Below are 16,477 nucleotides of genomic sequence, written 5' to 3'. Positions count from 1 at the left end.
TCGAGTAGATTGGAACTTCAGCTGCCGCCAAAAGTCTTGTTGAAATTGATCTGGGTTCGCCCTTCCACGGCTGCGCCCAGATCGCCCGCGAGAACCTGCTCGCCGGCTCTTCCGAGATGCCCCATCGCACTGCCGTAGAACCCGCCGCCAATGCTGACGCGGCTGACCCCGGAGCTGCTAAGTTCTTCGAGAGGAACCAAACCGCTTTTAGGGCCGATTAGCACATTGACCGGTTTTGGAGCCACTGCGGCAACCGCTTTCCTTATCGCGTCCATATCAGGAAGGGCAGGCGCATAGAGGACATCAGCGCCCGCATCCGCAAACGCAACCAGCCTGCGGATCACCTCGTCTAACTCTGTACTGCCGTGGAGCAGCAGGTCGGTCCTGCCGGTCAACAGAATCCGGCCGCTTGCTGCCTTGGCGGCCGCTTCGATTCGCCGGACAGCAGTGTCATAATCATGGATCGGACTGCCCGGATCGGCGGTAGTGTCCTCGATACCCAGTCCTGCCAGACCCGCCGCGATCGATGCCTCGACTGTCGCCACGCACTCTTCGGGAGACGGCCCGAAGCCATCCTCAAGATCGCCGTTGATAGGAAGATTGCTGGCCCTACCGAGCAAGGCTGCATTCTCGATAGCTTCTTCTCGACTGACCGCGTGCGCTCCATCCGGCTTTGCAATGGCATAGGCTATCGCTGCCGATGATGAACCGAGAGCCTTGAAGCCCGAATCGCGCAACACCACTGCGCTGGCAGCATCCCACGCATTTGCCATGACGAAGGCGCCTTCAGCCTCGTGCAAAGACTTAAATGCTTCGTAGGCCTCCGCTTGTTTCATTACCGTGCGCGCGCCTGCTCATGGTGGCGGATCACCTCGTCGATGATGAAACGCAGGAACTTCTCGCTGAACTCGGGATCAAGGTCGGCCTCTTCAGCCAGCGCGCGCAGCCGTTCGATTTGGCGTTGCTCACGATTTGGGTCCGCAGGTGGCAACTCGACCTTGGCTTTGTATTCGCCCACGGCCTGCGTGATGCGAAAGCGCTCGGCGAGAATATGAACTAAGGCGGCATCGATATTGTCGATGCTTTTGCGGAAGCCGGCAAGGACCGGATCGGATTCAGGGACTGCGTGTTCTGACATGACGACTGCTTGCTAGCAGCAATTGTCGACTTGCCAAGCGCTTCGCATACGCGCATGGCCCAGCGCACTATGAGCGCTGATATCGTTCAACTGCACCCAAGGCCGGAAAAGCGGCCGACTTTGGACCCGATGCTGGCGCTGACAGCGCAGGGCATGAACGCCGTCAATGCGGTGATTCTCGACCGGATGCAGAGCGAGATTCCGCTGATACCCGCACTGGCAGGGCACCTGATTTCGGGCGGCGGGAAGCGCCTGAGGCCGATGTTGACGTTGGCGGGTGCGGAACTGGTGGGATACCAGGGAACGCGGCACCACAAGCTCGCTGCGGCAGTAGAATTTATTCACACCGCGACCCTTCTCCATGACGACGTGGTCGATGGTAGCGAGCTGCGACGCGGCAAGGCGGCGGCCAACATCATTTTCGGGAATCCGGCGACTGTGCTGGTCGGCGATTTCCTCTTCAGCCGTTCATTCGAATTGATGACCGAAGACGGCAGCCTCAAGGTGCTCAAGATATTGTCCAGTGCCAGCGCCATCATTGCCGAAGGCGAGGTTTCACAGCTGACCGCGCAGCGCAGGATCGAGACCAGCGAAGAGCGATACCTCCAGATCATTCGGGCCAAAACCGCCGCGCTGTTTGCAGCCGCAAGCCGGATTTCGGCAGTGGTGGCCGAATGCGACGAGGCGCAGGAGCAGGCGCTCGATGAATATGGCCGCAACCTCGGTGTCGCCTTTCAGCTCGTAGATGATGCAATCGATTACGATTCGGATGCGGCGCAGATGGGCAAGGATCCGGGCGATGATTTTCGCGAGGGAAAAATGACCTTGCCGGTGATCTTGGCCTACGCCCGCGGCGACGAAGCGGAGCGCAAGTTCTGGAAAGAAGCGATCGGCGGGCACAGAACGTCGGACGAAGACCTGGCGCACGCGATCGAGCTGATCCGGAATCATGACGCGCTTGAGGACACCCGCGAGCGGGCGCGACACTTCGTCCAGCGCGCGATCGACGCCTTGTCGATTTTCCCCGATGGAAAAGCGCGCGCGGCAATGACCGAAGCAGCACAATTCGCCGTAGCGCGAGGCTACTGACAGGGGCTGTGCTCGGCGGTGTCGCGCAATCACTCCCTATCCACGACGTACTGCCTGACCTGCTGACAGCGCTGCGCAAGCAGACCGGCGCTGTTCTCATTGCACCACCCGGTGCGGGTAAGACGACCGCCGTTGCTCCTGCCCTGATCGGTGAAGAGTGGTGCAGCGGGCAAATCGTGCTCACCACACCCAGGCGCGTGGCCGCGCGCGCTGCGGCAGAGCGAATGGCCGAAATGCTTGGAGAGAAAGCCGGCGAGACAATCGGCTACCTCACCCGGATGGACAGCAAGGTGTCGGCGAGCACCCGCGTGCTGGTCGTAACCGAAGCGATTCTTGTAAACCGATTGATCGATGATCCCGAGCTCGAAGGCGTGTCCGCGCTGCTTTTCGATGAAGCGCATGAGCGGAACCTTGATAGCGATCTTGGATTGGCGCTGGCGCTCGAAAGTCGTGATATCCTGCGCCCGGATTTGCGTATCTTGGTGATGAGCGCAACGATCGATGGAGCCAGCTTCGCTGATCTGATGGGCGAGGGAGCTCCCGTTGTAGAAAGCGAAGGCAAGGCGTGGCCTTTGCGGATCAAATGGCTGGGTTCATCGCCTCAGATGCGCACCGAAGAAGCTGTAGCTGCCGCCATTATGCAAGCCTGGCGCGAGGAGGAAGGGGATATCCTCGCATTCCTGCCTGGAGTGGGAGAGATCGAACGCGCTCGCGAACGGCTGGTCGAGCGTTTGCCGGAAACGCCGATCCTGCCCCTGCACGGGCAGGTAAAGCCGCCTGACCAGCGCGCAGCTATCCGCCGCGATCCGCAAGGTCGGCGGCGGCTTGTGCTGGCTACAAGCATTGCCGAAACCTCGCTGACGCTTGATGGTGTTTCGGTCGTGGTGGACAGCGGATTGTCGCGCTACGCCGAATTCGATCGGGCGGCTGGGACTTCCAAACTGGTGACGCGCACCGCGAGCCAGGCCTCAGCTGATCAGCGCGCGGGGCGCGCGGCGCGTCAAGTGCCGGGCGTTGCCTATCGCCTGTGGAAGGAGGGCGGCCATGCCGGTAGACTTGCCTATGCTCCGCCGGAAATCGAAACGGCAGATCTGGCACCGCTGGTGCTCACCCTTGCGAAGTGGGGCTGTAGCGATCCCGCCGATATGCGTTGGCTTGATCAGCCACCTGCGGCGTCGCTGGCTTCGGCACGTAGCCGGCTCGAAGGACTCGGCGCGCTAAATGAACACGGCAAGATCACGCCGCATGGCAGCCAGATCGCGATATTGCCAATGGACCCGGTATCCGGCGCAGCAGTGCTTTTTGGTGCCGAAATCTCGCAAGCGCTTGATGCGGCCAAGCTGGTCTTGCTGACGCAAGAACGCGGGTTGGGGGGTAGGGGAGAAGATCTGCTCGAACGAATGCGACGTTGGGACAATGATCGCAGCCCCCGCGCGCAATCCGCCCGCATGCTTGCCGAGCGCTGGGCCAAGGCCGCGGAACGGCTGGTTTCGGGTGCGAAGAGCGAAAGAGTAGAGCCTGCGGCGTTCATGGCCCTTGCGCGACCGGACTTCGTTGCCAAGCGGCGCGATGCGTCGGGAGAGAGCTGGGTGTCGGCCGGTGGGCGGGGTTACAAGCTCGATCCGGCCAGTTCGCTGGCGCGCGAAGAATGGATCGTGATTTGCGATGCGCAGGGCAGTGCGAAAGAAGCGCGCATTACGGCAGCAGCGCCGCTGTCCCCCGAACTGATCGAGAGCAAGCTCGCCAACAAGATCGAACGGTGCTCCAGTGTGCGCTGGAACGAAAAGGAACGGCGCATTGAAGCGCGACTGGAACGCAAGATGGGCGCGATTTCCTTGGCGAGTGGCCCCGATCCCCGTCCAAATGGAGAAGCAATAGCTGCATTGTTGTTAGAGAAGGCCAAGGAGCAGATCGCTGATCTCGTCCCTCGCGATTTTTTGGCGCGCGCTCGTTTCGCAGATATCGATGCACTTTCGGTTGAAGCAATTGAGGGATCCACGGAATTCTGGCTTGCTCCATTGCTCGCCGGACGACGCGATCTCGAAATCGCCAAAGGTAAACTGGTAGATGCCATTTTAGGGTTGCTCGATTGGCAATCAAAGCAGCGGCTGGATAAGATTGCGCCACGCGAGTTCGTTTCACCGGTGGGAACTCACCACACGATTGATTATGCAGGCGAAGACGCTCCCAGCGCCGAGGTAAGAGTGCAGGCGCTTTTCGGGCTCGATACCCATCCCATGGTCGGTTCCGCGCCGCTGCTCCTCAAACTGACCAGCCCGGCGGGCCGCCCGATCCAATCGACGCGCGACTTGCCAGGTTTCTGGCGCGGCAGCTGGTCCGACGTACGCAAGGAAATGAAGGGGCGTTATCCCAAGCATCGCTGGCCCGATGAACCATGGACCGAAAAGCCGAGCCTGAAGACGAAGAACGCCTTTTCTAAGAGCGCCGAGTGAATTAGAGGGTTGGGTCATGGCAGCACGAATCTATCAGCGACCGAAGAATGCGATGCAGTCCGGCAAGGCGCGGACCGATGAGTGGGTACTCGAATTCGAGCAGTCCGAAGCGCGCAGGCCCGACCCGCTGATGGGGTGGACCGGCAGCGGCGATACGCAGGCGCAGGTCGCGCTGACCTTTCCGAGCAAGGACGAGGCGAAAGCCTATGCCGCGAAGTACGGAATAACCGCGCGCGTTTATGCCACGCCGCCTAAGTCGCTCAAGCTGCAGGCTTACTCTGATAACTTCAGATAAGTGAGGGGGCTGGCGCCGCTTCTGAATTCAACTCCATGTTGAAATCTTAACTCAATATCGCCATATGGCCGCCCGGGAGTCGGGTGGACGTTTGCGTTCGCTCACCGGGTCAGGTCCGGAAGGAAGCAGCCCAGGTGGATTGCGGCGGGTCGCTCGGCTCCTTTTCCAATCTTTTCGCGAGTCGTCCCCATGACATTCGCGCGTCCAGCGCCTAGCTAGAAGTGATGGGCGATTCACCTGACAATCCAGACGGGCTTCCTTGGGATTCGGACGAGGGGGAAGAAGCTCAGCCGAGCGCGGCTGAACTCGAGGCGGCTGGTCAGGATTCGATGTTTGGTGATGCTCCGGCGGAAGCGCCAGCGCCCCGGCCTGCTGCAAGGGCAGAGCCTGTCGAGCAGGACGCGGCTCAGCCTTATCGCGTCCTCGCCCGGAAATATCGTCCCCGAACATTTTCTGAGCTGATCGGCCAAGAACCGATGGTGCGCACGCTGGGCAATGCTATTGCCCGCGACCGGTTGGCGCACGCCTTCCTGATGACGGGTGTTCGCGGTGTCGGCAAGACCTCGACCGCGCGGCTTATAGCCAAGTCGCTCAATTGCATTGGCCCCGATGGCGACGGCGGCCCGACGATCGATCCCTGCGGCCAGTGCGAGCCGTGCATTGCCATCGCCGAAGGACGCCATATCGATGTGATCGAAATGGATGCTGCGAGCCACACCGGTGTCGACGATGTACGCGAAATTATCGAGGCGGTGCGCTATGCCGCGGTAAGCGCACGCTACAAAATCTACATCATCGACGAAGTCCACATGCTTTCGCGCAACGCATTCAATGCGTTGCTCAAGACGCTTGAAGAACCGCCGCCGCATGTAAAATTCCTCTTCGCCACAACCGAAGTCGACAAGCTGCCGGTTACGGTGCTGAGCCGCACGCAGCGCTTCGATCTGCGCCGAATTCCGACCGAGCTGCTGCAGGAACATTTTGCCAGCATTTGCGAACAGGAGAATGTCGAGGCGGAGGCCGAGGCTCTGTCTATGATAGCGGCCGCAGCCGAAGGATCGGTGCGCGATGGCCTCTCGATCCTCGATCAGGCTATTGCCCACGCTGATCTTGAAACTGCAAGCAAGGTGACGGCGGCGCGGGTGCGCGACATGCTTGGGTTGGCAGACAAAGGCGCGCAGCGAGCGCTTCTTGCGAGGCTGCTTGAAGGTAAGCCGAAGGAACTTCTGGCCGGGATCGACGAGCAATATGCGCTGGGCGTCGAGCCGCTCGCGCTGATGCGCTCGATCATGGATCTGGTCCACCGGATTGCCCTGGCACAGGTGGGTGATGGGGAGCCCGATGCTCCGAGCGCGGAAGAACGTGCTGCACTCCAGCAATGGGCCGAGGCGCTCACCCCGCCGCAAGTCCACCGCCTTTGGCAGCTGCTTCTCAAAGGCCATGATGAAGTTCGCATGGCACCCGATCCGCTGGTTTCGGCGCGGATGGCGTTGCTGCGTGCATTGCATGCCAGCGAATTACCCGATCCGGGCAAGCTGCTGAAACGGATGGAAGAACTGGCGGAAAACGGTGCGCTCGCTCGTGCTGATTCTGGTTCCGGAACGGGGGGCGAACCCGCGAAGGCCACCCTGGCTTGGGAACAGCTCGTCGAGCAGGTCGAGCGGGCAGGGCAGCATCACGCGGCGGCAATCATGAAATTGCAGGTTCGCGTAGCCGAGCTTGACGCTGGCAAACTCATCTATTCGCGCCCGCCCGAGTTCACCGAAGACGTTTCGGCACTGCTCAAGGAAGCGCTTTCGCTGGCAACCGGACAGAAGTGGCAGGTTGAAGAGCAACGCGCAGCCGATGCGGCGCCCTCGCTGGTCGAGCAGACCGAGGCGCGACGTGCCGAAGAAAAATCGCAAATGCGCGAACATCCGCTGGTCAAGGCTACATTCGATGCGTTCCCTGACGCCGAATTCGTTGAAGACGGCGATGCACGCGGTCAATCCAACTGGAGACATTCGGCATGAAGTCGATGGAAGAAATGATGCAGGCGGCGCAAAAGGCCGCCGAGACAATCCAGAGCCAGATGGGCGAAGCCCAGGCCAAGCTCGACGCAATCGAGGTCGAAGGGCAGGCCGGCGGCGGGCTTGTCACCATCCGTTGCACGGCCAAGGGGCGCATCCTTGGGGTGTCGATAGACGACAGCCTGATGAAGCCAGACGAGAAGCAGATACTCGAAGATCTCGTGACCGCGGCGTTCAACGATGCGCGCGGCAAGGCAGACCGCAAGGCAAATGACGAGATGCAGAAAATTCAGTCAGGGATGGGCTTGCCGCCCGGCTTTAATTTGCCCGGAATGGGGTAAATGCGCTAGTTTCGTTTCAAAGACGAACGCAAAGCGAGGAAAGCAGAGATGGCAACCCTGAAGAATGCCGAAGGAACCGGCGCCGATAATGATGTACGCGCGCAGGTTAGCGAAGAGGAATGGGCGGTTCGCGTAGATCTCGCCGCAGCTTATCGGCTGGTCGCTCTCTACGGCTGGGATGACTTGATTTTCACCCACCTATCGGCAAGGGTACCGGGGCCGGAGCACCATTTCCTGATCAATCCCTACGACATGATGTTCGAAGAAATCACGGCGTCCAGCCTGGTCAAGATCGATGTCGAGGGACAACCGGTTATCCAGACATCGCATCCGGTCAATCCGGCCGGCTTCACGATCCACTCCGCGCTGCACATGAACTGTGATGACGCGCATGCGGTGATGCACTTGCACACTCCGGCAGGACAGGCAGTAAGCGCGATGAGCGAAGGCCTGATGGAGCACACCCAGACCGGCATGATTGCTCGTGCGGACATCGCTTATCATGAATATGAAGGTATCGCGACCGACCTTGAAGAGCGTGATCGGCTGGTCGAGGACATGGGCGATAAGCACGTCATGATCCTGCGCAATCACGGTACCTTGGCCATCGGCAAGACCGTCGCAGAATGCTTCCTGCGGCTCTATTTCGTAGAACGCGCTTGTGATGCGCAGGTCAAGATGCTGTCCGCCGGTCGTGACGGTCTGAACAATCCGCCCCAGGGAACGCCCGAAAAGGTTCGGGAACAAACCAAACCTGAGGGTATGGGTGTTGTTGCCAACGCTCTGGCCTGGCCAGCACTGCTGCGAAAGCTGGACCGGATCGATCCCAGCTTCCGTAACTAGGCAGGCTGGCAAACGAAAACCGCCGCCCGACTGATCGAGCGGCGGTTCCAATACACGGGGCTGAAGACCGGCGCGTCCGTGTTCAGGAGACTTCCTCGATTTCGAAGTCCATGTTGCGCTCGCCTTTCTTGGCGAGATCTTGCTGCCAACTCTTGAACTCGCCTTGGCTCAAAAGATAGCGCCAGCGCGCCTCGTCGAAGCTGATCAGCTTGTCTCGGACAGCCTTCACAACTTCGGCCTTGCGGGCCGGTGTCCAGTTTACATCGTAGCTTTCGGGCAATTTGACGCGTGCGTCGAATGGTCCGTTCTGTGGGATTCGGGCTTGGGGCATTTTACCTTTCCTTTGCGACTCTGGCCCCCTCTGTTGCGCGAATCTTGCGGGAATTAGCTAATTCGCCGCCAAGATTTGCGGTGAAGGAGAATTAAGCCTGTTTTTCGCGACGAGCCGTTTGCGCCAAGCGCATTCCACAGCTCGGCAGGGTGCAGACGTTGCAGGCTGTCGATCCCGTCCCCATATCCCAGCATGAATGGCGCGTTAGGCATGCAGCGCCCGAAATGGACCTTGAAACAATGCAAACTTATCCCCTTCTTCCCCTGCGCGACATCGTCGTATTTCCCGGCATGGTCGTCCCGCTTTTCGTCGGGCGCGACAAGTCGGTCGCCGCGCTCGAAGTAGCGATGGAGAGCGAGAAGGACGTGTTCCTTTTGGCGCAGCTCGATCCCGGATGCGACGACCCAATGCGCGATGATCTCTACGAAACCGGGGTGATTGCGCAGGTATTGCAGATGTTGAAGCTGCCTGATGGCACGGTGCGGGTGTTGGTAGAGGGAGGCGCGCGTGCGCGCGTCGAAGATCTCCGGTCTGAGGACAATCTGGTCATGGCCGATGTCACCAAGCTGGCTCCTGAGACCGCTTCGGGCAGCGAGGTCACGGCAATGATGCGACAGGTGGTTGAGCAGTTTGCTGACTACGCAAAGCTCAACAAGAAGCTGGGCGAAGGCGCGGGCGATGATCTGAGCGAGATTGACGACGCTGGTCAGCTGGCCGACGCGGTTGCCGCCTCCATCCAGACCAAGGTGGCCGACAAGCAGGCCCTTTTGACCGAGCCCAATCCGCTCAAGCGGCTGGAAATGGTCATGTCCTTCATGGAAGGCGAACTCTCGGTGCTGCAGGTCGAGCGCAAAATCCGTGGCCGCGTTAAGCGCCAGATGGAGAAGACCCAGCGCGAATACTATCTCAACGAGCAGCTCAAGGCGATTCAGTCGGAATTGGGCGGCGGCGATGGCGAAGACGGCGACGAGATCGCCGAGCTCCAAGAAAAGATCGATACTCTCAAGCTTTCCAAGGAAGCGAGGGCAAAGGCCACTTCCGAACTGAAAAAGCTGAAAGGCATGCAGCCGATGAGCGCGGAGGCAACCGTCATCCGCAACTATCTCGATGTGCTGCTCGATCTGCCTTGGGGCAAGAAGAGCCGCCTGAAGAAAGACATTTCGAAAGCGCAGGAAATCCTCGATGAGGATCACTACGGCCTCGAGAAGGTCAAGGAACGGATCATCGAGTATCTTGCGGTTCAGGCCCGTACTAACAAGCTCAAGGGCCCGATCCTGTGCCTTGTCGGTCCTCCCGGCGTTGGCAAGACCTCGCTCGGCAAGTCCATTGCCCGCGCGACGGGACGTGAGTTCGTGCGCCAGTCACTAGGCGGCGTGCGAGACGAGGCGGAGATCCGCGGTCACAGGCGCACCTACATCGGCTCGCTGCCGGGCAAGATTGTCACCAATCTGCGCAAGGCGGGCAAATCGAATCCGCTGTTCCTGCTCGACGAGATCGACAAGCTGGGCCAGGATTTCCGCGGCGATCCCGCTTCGGCCTTGCTAGAAGTGCTCGATCCCGAACAGAACTCGAAATTCCAGGATCATTATCTGGAGCTTGACGTCGATCTTTCGGACATCATGTTCGTCACCACGGCAAACAGTCTCAACCTCCCGCAGCCCTTGCTCGACCGGATGGAGATCATCCGTCTCGAAGGCTACACCGAGGATGAGAAGGTCGAGATTGCCAAACGTCACCTCATCCCCAAGCAGGTCAAACAGCATGGCCTGCAAGATGGTGAATTCGAACTGACCGACGAAGGCCTGCGCGACCTGATCCGCTACTATACCCGCGAGGCCGGTGTGCGTACGCTCGAGCGGGAAATCGCGCGGCTGGCGCGCAAGGTACTGCGCAAGATACTCGAGAAGGAAGTCGAGGGTCTGGTCATCACGTCTGATAACCTCGGCGAGATTGCCGGGGTGCGCAGGTTTAAGCACGGCATGTCCGAAGAAGAGGCGCAGATCGGCGCTGTCACCGGTCTGGCATGGACGGAAGTCGGCGGCGAGTTGCTGACCATCGAAAGCGTCACCACGCCGGGCAAGGGTGAAATCAAGTCCACGGGCAAGCTTGGCGACGTGATGAGCGAAAGTATCGCGGCTGCGTTTAGCTTCGTAAAGGCGCGAGCGCCCGCCATGGGCATCAAGCCATCGATCTTCCAGCGCAAGAACATCCATATCCATCTGCCCGAAGGGGCGGTGCCGAAAGATGGCCCGAGCGCCGGCGTCGGCATGGTGACTTCGATCGTATCGACCCTGACTGGCAATGCTGTTCGTCCCGATGTTGCGATGACCGGTGAAGTGACATTGCGGGGCAGGGTATTGGCAATCGGCGGCTTGAAGGAGAAGCTGCTGGCTGCGCTGCGCGGCGGGATCAAGAAGGTTCTCATTCCGGAAGAGAATGTGAAGGACCTGGCAGAGATTCCCGACAAAATTACTGACGGGCTTGAGATCATCCCCGTCAGCCATGTCGATGAAGTTCTGGCCCATGCACTGGTGACGAAACCTGTCGCCATCGAATGGACCGAGGCTGATGATCTGGCAAGCCAGCCAAAACCTGGTGTGACCAACGAAGGCACAGCTCCAACTGCCCATTGATCCGCGTTGCTGCAATGCAGCGACTCGGAAGCGTTCGACTGTCCGCCAAATTTGGTTAGCGGCAAGGCAAGCAGTTTGCGTTGCCGGTCATTCGGCGTGAGAACCCCTCAAATCGAGAAAAACCTCACGATTGAGCGATTTTTGGGATGTTTGGCCTTGAACTGAAACGCAAAAGGTTCTCAATTCCCTTCCCATTCGGAGAGGCGATACACCGAACGCAATTCATACGAACTCGAAGGGGGATTCCCAGGATGAACAAGAACGACCTGATCAGTGCGGTTGCCGATGCGAGCGGCCTATCAAAGAGTGACTCATCAAGTGCGGTCGAGGCCGTGTTTGATACGATCACCAGCTCGCTATCGCGGGGTGACGAAGTGCGGCTGGTCGGGTTCGGGACTTTCTCGGTTGCGCGCCGCAAGGCATCGACCGGTCGCAATCCGCGCACCGGCGAACCGATGACGATCAAGGCATCGAACCAGCCGAAGTTCAAGGCGGGCAAGGGGCTTAAGGACGCTGTCAATTAAGCGGCATACCTTCATTTCGAGCCGCTGACGCCTCGCGGCTCCACGAATAGAGAAACCGCGCCCGCAACGATGCGAGGCGCGGTTTCCTTTTTGTCAGATGCGGAGTTACCGCACTCTACGCTAAAACTGGATCAGCGCAGTGGGCGCAGATTCTGTTTGCGGCGAGATTTGCCACACCAGCGCCTGACCGGTTGCAGCGACCTGTGGCCCCTCGTCGGTGTTATTGGCCAGGATCAAGCCATCGGTAATGATCGTGAAGGTGCCTTCCGGCACAACGAGGTTGGGAATGCCCTCGCCGTCCTTGCCGCCATCGAGCTTGGCCAGATTCATCATCCCGCCCATCATGCCTTGCATCGGGTTGCCAGCACCCTGTGCCGCAAAGCCGGGCGCTTCGATCCGCACCTTACCTTCATCACGGAGATATAAGTTCACGAAGGCGCTCCCCATTGGAAGGCTTTCGATATTCGGGAAGAGGAAATCGTGCGAGAGCTGGCCCGACATGGCAAAGCTTACGTCGAAAATGCCGTCACCCTTGTCGATTACCTTGTTCCATCCGCGCTGACGTTCAAGCTTGGCTGCGAATTGCGCCGCCGCTTCAGGATCTGACGGGTCGATACCGCCCATCAGCAATTTCATCTGCTCGGCTTCCTCGGTCTTGCTGGCCATCCGTTCGGCCGCGCCTTCACGCCATTCTTCGCGCTGCTGGCTAATTTCAGCCGGAGTGCACTCGCGCTCTTCGAAATCGTCGGTGTAGCATTCCTCGGGCTCGAACTGTTGATCGGCCTTGGATCCCATTTCCGCCAGCTTGCTCATCGCCAGGAACTGGATTTCTCCCTCATAGCTATAGGCAAAACTGCCATCGCTCATCAGCTGCATCTGGCTTGAAAACTTGCCCGGCGACAGGAAACATCCCGTCAGGATCAGCGGAGCGACAAGCGCGAAGAGCATTCTGGAAAGACGCATTTATACCCCCTTGAGTCACCTGCGCGAAGCTATTGCGAAGCTTCGCGGGTCGCAACCGCATATAGCGCGATCGCAGCAGCATTAGAGACGTTGAGGCTTTCAATTGCGTTACCGATCGGCAGGCGCGCCAGCGCATCGCAATGGGCGGCAATGTTTTGCCGCATGCCTTCGCCTTCAGCGCCAAGGACCAGTGCGACCCTGCCGACGGGCAGGGCGCTTGCAAGATTCGCTTCTGCTTCTCCATCGAGGCCGATACGCCAATAACCGGCGTCGGCCATCTCATCCATAGTACGGGCGAGATTGACCACCCGGACCCACGGCACGGTTTCCAGAGCACCGGAAGCCGATTTGGCGAGCACACCGCTTTCAGGCGGCGCATGGCGATCCTGTGTCACCAGCGCCGCAGCCCCGAACGCGGCTGCCGAACGTAGGATTGCGCCAACATTGTGCGGATCGGTCACCTGGTCGAGGATAACGAGTGGGCCGTCGCTTCCCGCAATCGCCTCGTCGAGATGGACATCTTCCAAAGGGGCGCATTCGAGCACGAGGCCTTGGTGAGGCGCGTCCCGCGCAACCATCCTCGCGAGATCGGTGACTTCGGCGTATTCGACCGGGAAGTTCTCCGGCAGCTCCCCATCGAGCGACTCTATGCCTTCGCGCGTCGCCCATAGCTTGGAGTGGCTGCGCGCCGGGTTCATCAGCGCCGCTTCGACAGGATGGCGGCCCCAAAGGCGTACCTGGCCGGAGCTTGCACGCCCGCTTCCGCGCCCGCCTTTCATGCGTCCGGCCCTGCCGCGCAGGGCGCGTTTGCGCTCACCTTTTGCCATGCTTTTTCCCTTCGGCCTGACCAGCGGGGCTCCCTGTGCCAGCGCGGCCATTGACAGGCAAGCGCGCCTTCGCCATTGGGGCGCCTCTCGGCGGCGAGGTCCCCCTCCATATATGGACCGGATCCTCGCTCGCACGGCATCTGGACAGGTGGCCGAGTGGTTAAAGGCAGCAGACTGTAAATCTGCCCGCGCAAGCGTACGCTGGTTCGAATCCAGCCCTGTCCACCACCGTCGCTTCAGCTCAGAAACGTCGGGGGCTTTTGCCTCAGGCTGGGCGTGTCAGAAATGTAACACTGGTGTTGCCAGATTGACTGCCAACGGTTTGATCGATTGATCTTCGCGCCCCGCACTTCCAGAACCCGCACCAAGCGAGCAGCAAAAAGGACGTTTTCCTTCCAAGCATGCTCGCATGAAAAAAACGGGTACATGGAGAGCTACTCATGAAGAAGAGCGTATTTTTTGGTGCGAGCTCGCTCGCGCTGACCCTTGGTATGTCGGGCACAGCCTTTGCGCAGGATGCGCAGGACACGGTTGATGATGAGGCTTTTGACGACAATATCATTATTGTGACTGCGACGAAGCGGGCTGAGGACGTGCAGGATATTCCGCTCGCCGTTACCGCGGTGAGCCCGGCGCAGCTTGAGAAGCAGGGCGTTGTGAACGTCCAGAATATCACACAGGTTTCGCCCAGTTTCTCGACTTCGCAGGCACAGAACTCATCGGGCACAGTGGTACTGCGTATTCGCGGTGTCGGTACGACCTCTAACAACATCGGCTTCGAAAGTGCGGTCGGCGTGTTTATCGATGGGGTGTACCAATCGCGCGCTGGTATCGCATTGTCCGAATTCGTCGATGTGGAACGGGTCGAAGTTCTTCGCGGCCCGCAGGGCACGCTGTTCGGTCGCAACACGTCGGCCGGCGCGCTCAACATTACCAACAAGCGTCCGGATCTTTACGAATTCGGCGGTTTCGCGAATGCGACCTACGGCAACTTCGACCACATGAATGTGCAGGGCGCCGTCAATATTCCCGTCGTGCAAGACAAGGTGGCGGTTCGCCTGACCGGTGCCTGGCGCGAGCGTGATGGTTTCGTCACTGTACTGGATCGCAATGGCGATTTTCTTGAGGATTCGAACAATGTCGACCAGTACCTGGTCCGTGGCCAGCTCGGCTGGGAGACTGACAATGGCTTCCGCGGCCGGATTATCGGTGACTACTCGAAGAGTACGGGCGCATGCTGTGCTGCAATCGAAATCTTGCAGTCGCCGGTTGAAACCGCAGGACTCTTCGGCCTTGTTGGACTTGGTCTTCGTGGCGGTATGGCAGGGCCCGATGTCGCACTAAGCGCCAACGACGTGACAACGGCTCAAAAGGCCCTTGATAACCAGATTGCGACGTCGTCGGCTCCGCATCTGTCGAACTCGGATCAGTGGGGTATAACGGCTGAACTGGAGTACCCAATCAGCGATGCAATCGATGCAGTCTACATCGGCTCCTACCGCGAGTATGAATCACAAGAGAGCTACGATTCGGCCTTCTCAGGCCTGGATCTGTTCTACGTACTTCCCGGCGGCGGCACATTCATCGACACGATGACTCACGAGTTGCGTTTCCAGGGCGATGCTGGACGTCTGCAATGGATGATCGGCGGCTACTATTCGAAGGAAGATATCTCGCAAGCTGTCAACTTCGGACTCGGCGAAGATTGGGGAGAGTTTGTCGGAGGATTGTTCTTTGCGCCGACCATGGGAGCATTCGGGGCGAACCCCTTGACAATACTCTCGGGCGGGATCGATCCGGGCGGCATTACGGCCACCAACCAGTATGATCAGGACAGCACCAGTTGGTCGATCTTCACCCATAATACGTTCGATATCACAGACCAGTTGACGCTGACTTTGGGTGCTCGCTGGTCAGATGAATCGAAGGACGGCGGGTACACCCAGACGGCGGTCGACAACCCGCTTTGTCCCGGGATCGTGAGCAACATCCTGGGTGGCGGCGTACCTTCGGCATTGCTCGGTAGCACCCTTGCACTTGGCTGTTTCGCATTTGTCGCTCCGGCAGACTTGCCGGTCTCTAGCGTCTTGCCTTTGCCGCGCTCGTTCCAAGGGACTTTCAAGGATGACGAGCTCATTTACACGGTGAAGCTGGGCTACTCTTTCGATGTTCCAGTGAACGTCTACGCGGGCTTCACCCATGGCTATAAGTCAGGCGGTTTCAACCTCGATTCCACCGCAGCGACGGTGGCCAACTTCCCTGCAACGCTTTTCGGTGCCGAGCCTGTATTCCAGGATCCGCGGTTTGACTCCGAAGAAGTTGATGCTTGGGAAGTGGGCGTCAAGGCGCGGTTCCTCGACAATGCAGTTACGGCAAATCTGGCTGTATTCTATGAAGAATTCTCGGACTTCCAGGTCCTCGAATTCACTGGCGTGCAGTTCCAGACCTTCAACGTTTCAAAGGCAATTTCCAAAGGCTTTGAGCTCGAATCGACGATCCGCCCAACTGATGGTCTGAACATCAATGCAGCCCTCAGTTATACAGACGCAGCGTATCCTGATGACTGTGCAACTGTGGATGAGCCGCTGCGCGTCCAGAACCTGTGCGGAAGCCCGCTTACCAATGCGCCCGAGCTAGTTGCGATTGTTGGGGCGACCTACGATGGCGAGATCGGGAACTCGCTGGCTTGGTTCATCAACGGCCAGGTCCGCATGGAGAGTGATCGTCGGACTTCGACCCAGCCGCGAGCCGTACCAAGCAGCGTTGCCCAAGTTGGTCTTACCGATCCACTGCCGTTCGATATCCAGGATGGAAACACCAAGATCAATCTCCGCGCCGGGATCGGCGATATCGACGAAGCGTGGGGAATTGAGGCTTGGGTGACCAACCTGACCAACGAGATTACCCGCGGTGTAACATTCAGTACCGTTGCTCGTTCCGGTTCACGCTCTGCATTTACGCAGGAGCCGCGGATGTACGGCGTGACGGTGCGCAGCAAGTTCTGATTTGCTGATCAGTACATTGAAAGGGC

At 59.3% G+C, this 16,477-nt stretch carries 14 protein-coding genes, 1 tRNA gene and 1 other RNA gene; 11 read left to right on the top strand and 5 right to left on the bottom strand.

Features of this window, described 5'->3' with window-relative positions; all coding sequences use genetic code 11:
* Positions 1-17 precede the first annotated feature (17 nt).
* Positions 18-836, bottom strand: coding sequence for an isocitrate lyase/PEP mutase family protein (locus tag ACEWMW_RS13245; protein WP_409414405.1), 819 nt, complete (start codon positions 834-836; stop codon positions 18-20).
* A complete protein-coding gene (locus ACEWMW_RS13240; protein WP_409414404.1) occupies positions 836-1,138 on the bottom strand; it encodes a chorismate mutase in 303 nt (100 codons plus the stop codon). The genes ACEWMW_RS13245 and ACEWMW_RS13240 overlap by 1 nt, the downstream gene beginning before the upstream one ends.
* A 69-nt stretch (positions 1,139-1,207) precedes the next feature.
* Between ACEWMW_RS13240 and ACEWMW_RS13235 the strand changes: the two genes are divergently transcribed.
* The 7 genes from ACEWMW_RS13235 to ACEWMW_RS13205 all read left to right on the top strand — a co-directional run bounded on the left by ACEWMW_RS13235 (position 1,208) and on the right by ACEWMW_RS13205 (position 8,168).
* On the top strand, positions 1,208-2,227 hold the full coding sequence (locus ACEWMW_RS13235; RefSeq protein ID WP_409414403.1) for a polyprenyl synthetase family protein: 1,020 nt from the start codon (positions 1,208-1,210) through the stop codon (positions 2,225-2,227).
* 8 nt (positions 2,228-2,235) lie between these two features.
* Positions 2,236-4,680: an ATP-dependent helicase HrpB gene (gene hrpB / locus ACEWMW_RS13230; RefSeq protein ID WP_409414402.1), complete on the top strand. Its 2,445-nt coding sequence runs from the start codon at positions 2,236-2,238 to the stop codon at positions 4,678-4,680.
* A gap of 16 nt (positions 4,681-4,696) precedes the next feature.
* On the top strand, positions 4,697-4,975 hold the full coding sequence (locus tag ACEWMW_RS13225) for an ETC complex I subunit (protein ID WP_409414401.1): 279 nt from the start codon (positions 4,697-4,699) through the stop codon (positions 4,973-4,975).
* Between the two features lie 72 nt (positions 4,976-5,047).
* An RNA gene (gene ffs / locus ACEWMW_RS13220) (signal recognition particle sRNA small type) lies at positions 5,048-5,142 on the top strand.
* A gap of 57 nt (positions 5,143-5,199) precedes the next feature.
* Positions 5,200-6,987, top strand: a complete 1,788-nt coding sequence (locus ACEWMW_RS13215) for a DNA polymerase III subunit gamma/tau (protein ID WP_409414400.1) — start codon at positions 5,200-5,202, stop codon at positions 6,985-6,987.
* Positions 6,984-7,325: a YbaB/EbfC family nucleoid-associated protein gene (locus ACEWMW_RS13210; RefSeq protein ID WP_409414399.1), complete on the top strand. Its 342-nt coding sequence runs from the start codon at positions 6,984-6,986 to the stop codon at positions 7,323-7,325. Before ACEWMW_RS13215 ends, ACEWMW_RS13210 begins: the two co-directional genes overlap by 4 nt.
* Positions 7,326-7,373: 48 nt before the next feature.
* Positions 7,374-8,168, top strand: coding sequence for a class II aldolase/adducin family protein (locus tag ACEWMW_RS13205; RefSeq protein ID WP_409414398.1), 795 nt, complete (start codon positions 7,374-7,376; stop codon positions 8,166-8,168).
* Positions 8,169-8,250: 82 nt separating this feature from the next.
* Here ACEWMW_RS13205 and ACEWMW_RS13200 read toward each other — a convergent pair whose 3' ends face one another.
* Positions 8,251-8,499 carry a DUF1153 domain-containing protein gene (locus tag ACEWMW_RS13200; RefSeq protein ID WP_409414397.1) on the bottom strand — a complete coding sequence of 83 codons (249 nt, stop codon included), beginning with the start codon at positions 8,497-8,499 and terminating at the stop codon, positions 8,251-8,253.
* A 239-nt stretch (positions 8,500-8,738) separates the two neighbouring features.
* On the opposite strand from ACEWMW_RS13200, the gene lon reads away from it, so the two are divergent.
* A complete protein-coding gene (gene lon, locus ACEWMW_RS13195) occupies positions 8,739-11,132 on the top strand; it encodes an endopeptidase La (protein ID WP_409414396.1) in 2,394 nt (797 codons plus the stop codon).
* Positions 11,133-11,383: 251 nt separating this feature from the next.
* Entirely contained in the window at positions 11,384-11,656 is a 273-nt protein-coding gene (locus ACEWMW_RS13190) for an HU family DNA-binding protein (protein WP_409414395.1), read from the top strand.
* Positions 11,657-11,776: 120 nt separating this feature from the next.
* Here the strand turns inward: ACEWMW_RS13190 and ACEWMW_RS13185 are convergent, their stop codons facing one another.
* Together ACEWMW_RS13185 and rlmB are read right to left on the bottom strand one after the other, a co-directional pair.
* The gene (locus tag ACEWMW_RS13185) at positions 11,777-12,619 is read right to left on the bottom strand and encodes a hypothetical protein (protein WP_409414394.1); all 843 of its coding nucleotides are present in this window, start codon (positions 12,617-12,619) and stop codon (positions 11,777-11,779) included.
* A 29-nt stretch (positions 12,620-12,648) separates the two neighbouring features.
* A complete protein-coding gene (gene rlmB / locus ACEWMW_RS13180; RefSeq protein WP_409414393.1) occupies positions 12,649-13,446 on the bottom strand; it encodes a 23S rRNA (guanosine(2251)-2'-O)-methyltransferase RlmB in 798 nt (265 codons plus the stop codon).
* Between the two features lie 142 nt (positions 13,447-13,588).
* Here rlmB and ACEWMW_RS13175 point away from each other — a divergent pair.
* Positions 13,589-13,674, top strand: a tRNA-Tyr gene (locus ACEWMW_RS13175).
* A gap of 212 nt (positions 13,675-13,886) precedes the next feature.
* Positions 13,887-16,451, top strand: coding sequence for a TonB-dependent receptor (locus tag ACEWMW_RS13170; protein ID WP_409414392.1), 2,565 nt, complete (start codon positions 13,887-13,889; stop codon positions 16,449-16,451).
* Positions 16,452-16,477: the final 26 nt, after the last annotated feature.

Source organism: Litorerythrobacter xanthomarinus (assembly GCF_046254955.1).
Taxonomy (GTDB): Bacteria; Pseudomonadota; Alphaproteobacteria; order Sphingomonadales; family Sphingomonadaceae; genus Qipengyuania_C.
Note: the sequence above shows the minus strand (reverse complement) of the source record. Positions and strands in the feature narration are given on the sequence as shown.

What these genes read in the sequence shown, in the direction of transcription:
- lon (WP_409414396.1), top strand. Translation starts at nt 8,739, where the DNA reads ATGCAAACTTATCCCCTTCTTCCCCTGCGCGACATCGTCGTATTTCCC.
- ACEWMW_RS13245 (WP_409414405.1), bottom strand. Translation starts at nt 836, where the DNA reads ATGAAACAAGCGGAGGCCTACGAAGCATTTAAGTCTTTGCACGAGGCT.
- ACEWMW_RS13215 (WP_409414400.1), top strand. Translation starts at nt 5,200, where the DNA reads ATGGGCGATTCACCTGACAATCCAGACGGGCTTCCTTGGGATTCGGAC.
- ACEWMW_RS13225 (WP_409414401.1), top strand. Translation starts at nt 4,697, where the DNA reads ATGGCAGCACGAATCTATCAGCGACCGAAGAATGCGATGCAGTCCGGC.
- ACEWMW_RS13200 (WP_409414397.1), bottom strand. Translation starts at nt 8,499, where the DNA reads ATGCCCCAAGCCCGAATCCCACAGAACGGACCATTCGACGCACGCGTC.
- ACEWMW_RS13190 (WP_409414395.1), top strand. Translation starts at nt 11,384, where the DNA reads ATGAACAAGAACGACCTGATCAGTGCGGTTGCCGATGCGAGCGGCCTA.
- ACEWMW_RS13240 (WP_409414404.1), bottom strand. Translation starts at nt 1,138, where the DNA reads ATGTCAGAACACGCAGTCCCTGAATCCGATCCGGTCCTTGCCGGCTTC.
- ACEWMW_RS13235 (WP_409414403.1), top strand. Translation starts at nt 1,208, where the DNA reads ATGAGCGCTGATATCGTTCAACTGCACCCAAGGCCGGAAAAGCGGCCG.
- rlmB (WP_409414393.1), bottom strand. Translation starts at nt 13,446, where the DNA reads ATGGCAAAAGGTGAGCGCAAACGCGCCCTGCGCGGCAGGGCCGGACGC.
- ACEWMW_RS13205 (WP_409414398.1), top strand. Translation starts at nt 7,374, where the DNA reads ATGGCAACCCTGAAGAATGCCGAAGGAACCGGCGCCGATAATGATGTA.
- ACEWMW_RS13185 (WP_409414394.1), bottom strand. Translation starts at nt 12,619, where the DNA reads ATGCGTCTTTCCAGAATGCTCTTCGCGCTTGTCGCTCCGCTGATCCTG.
- ACEWMW_RS13210 (WP_409414399.1), top strand. Translation starts at nt 6,984, where the DNA reads ATGAAGTCGATGGAAGAAATGATGCAGGCGGCGCAAAAGGCCGCCGAG.
- ACEWMW_RS13170 (WP_409414392.1), top strand. Translation starts at nt 13,887, where the DNA reads ATGAAGAAGAGCGTATTTTTTGGTGCGAGCTCGCTCGCGCTGACCCTT.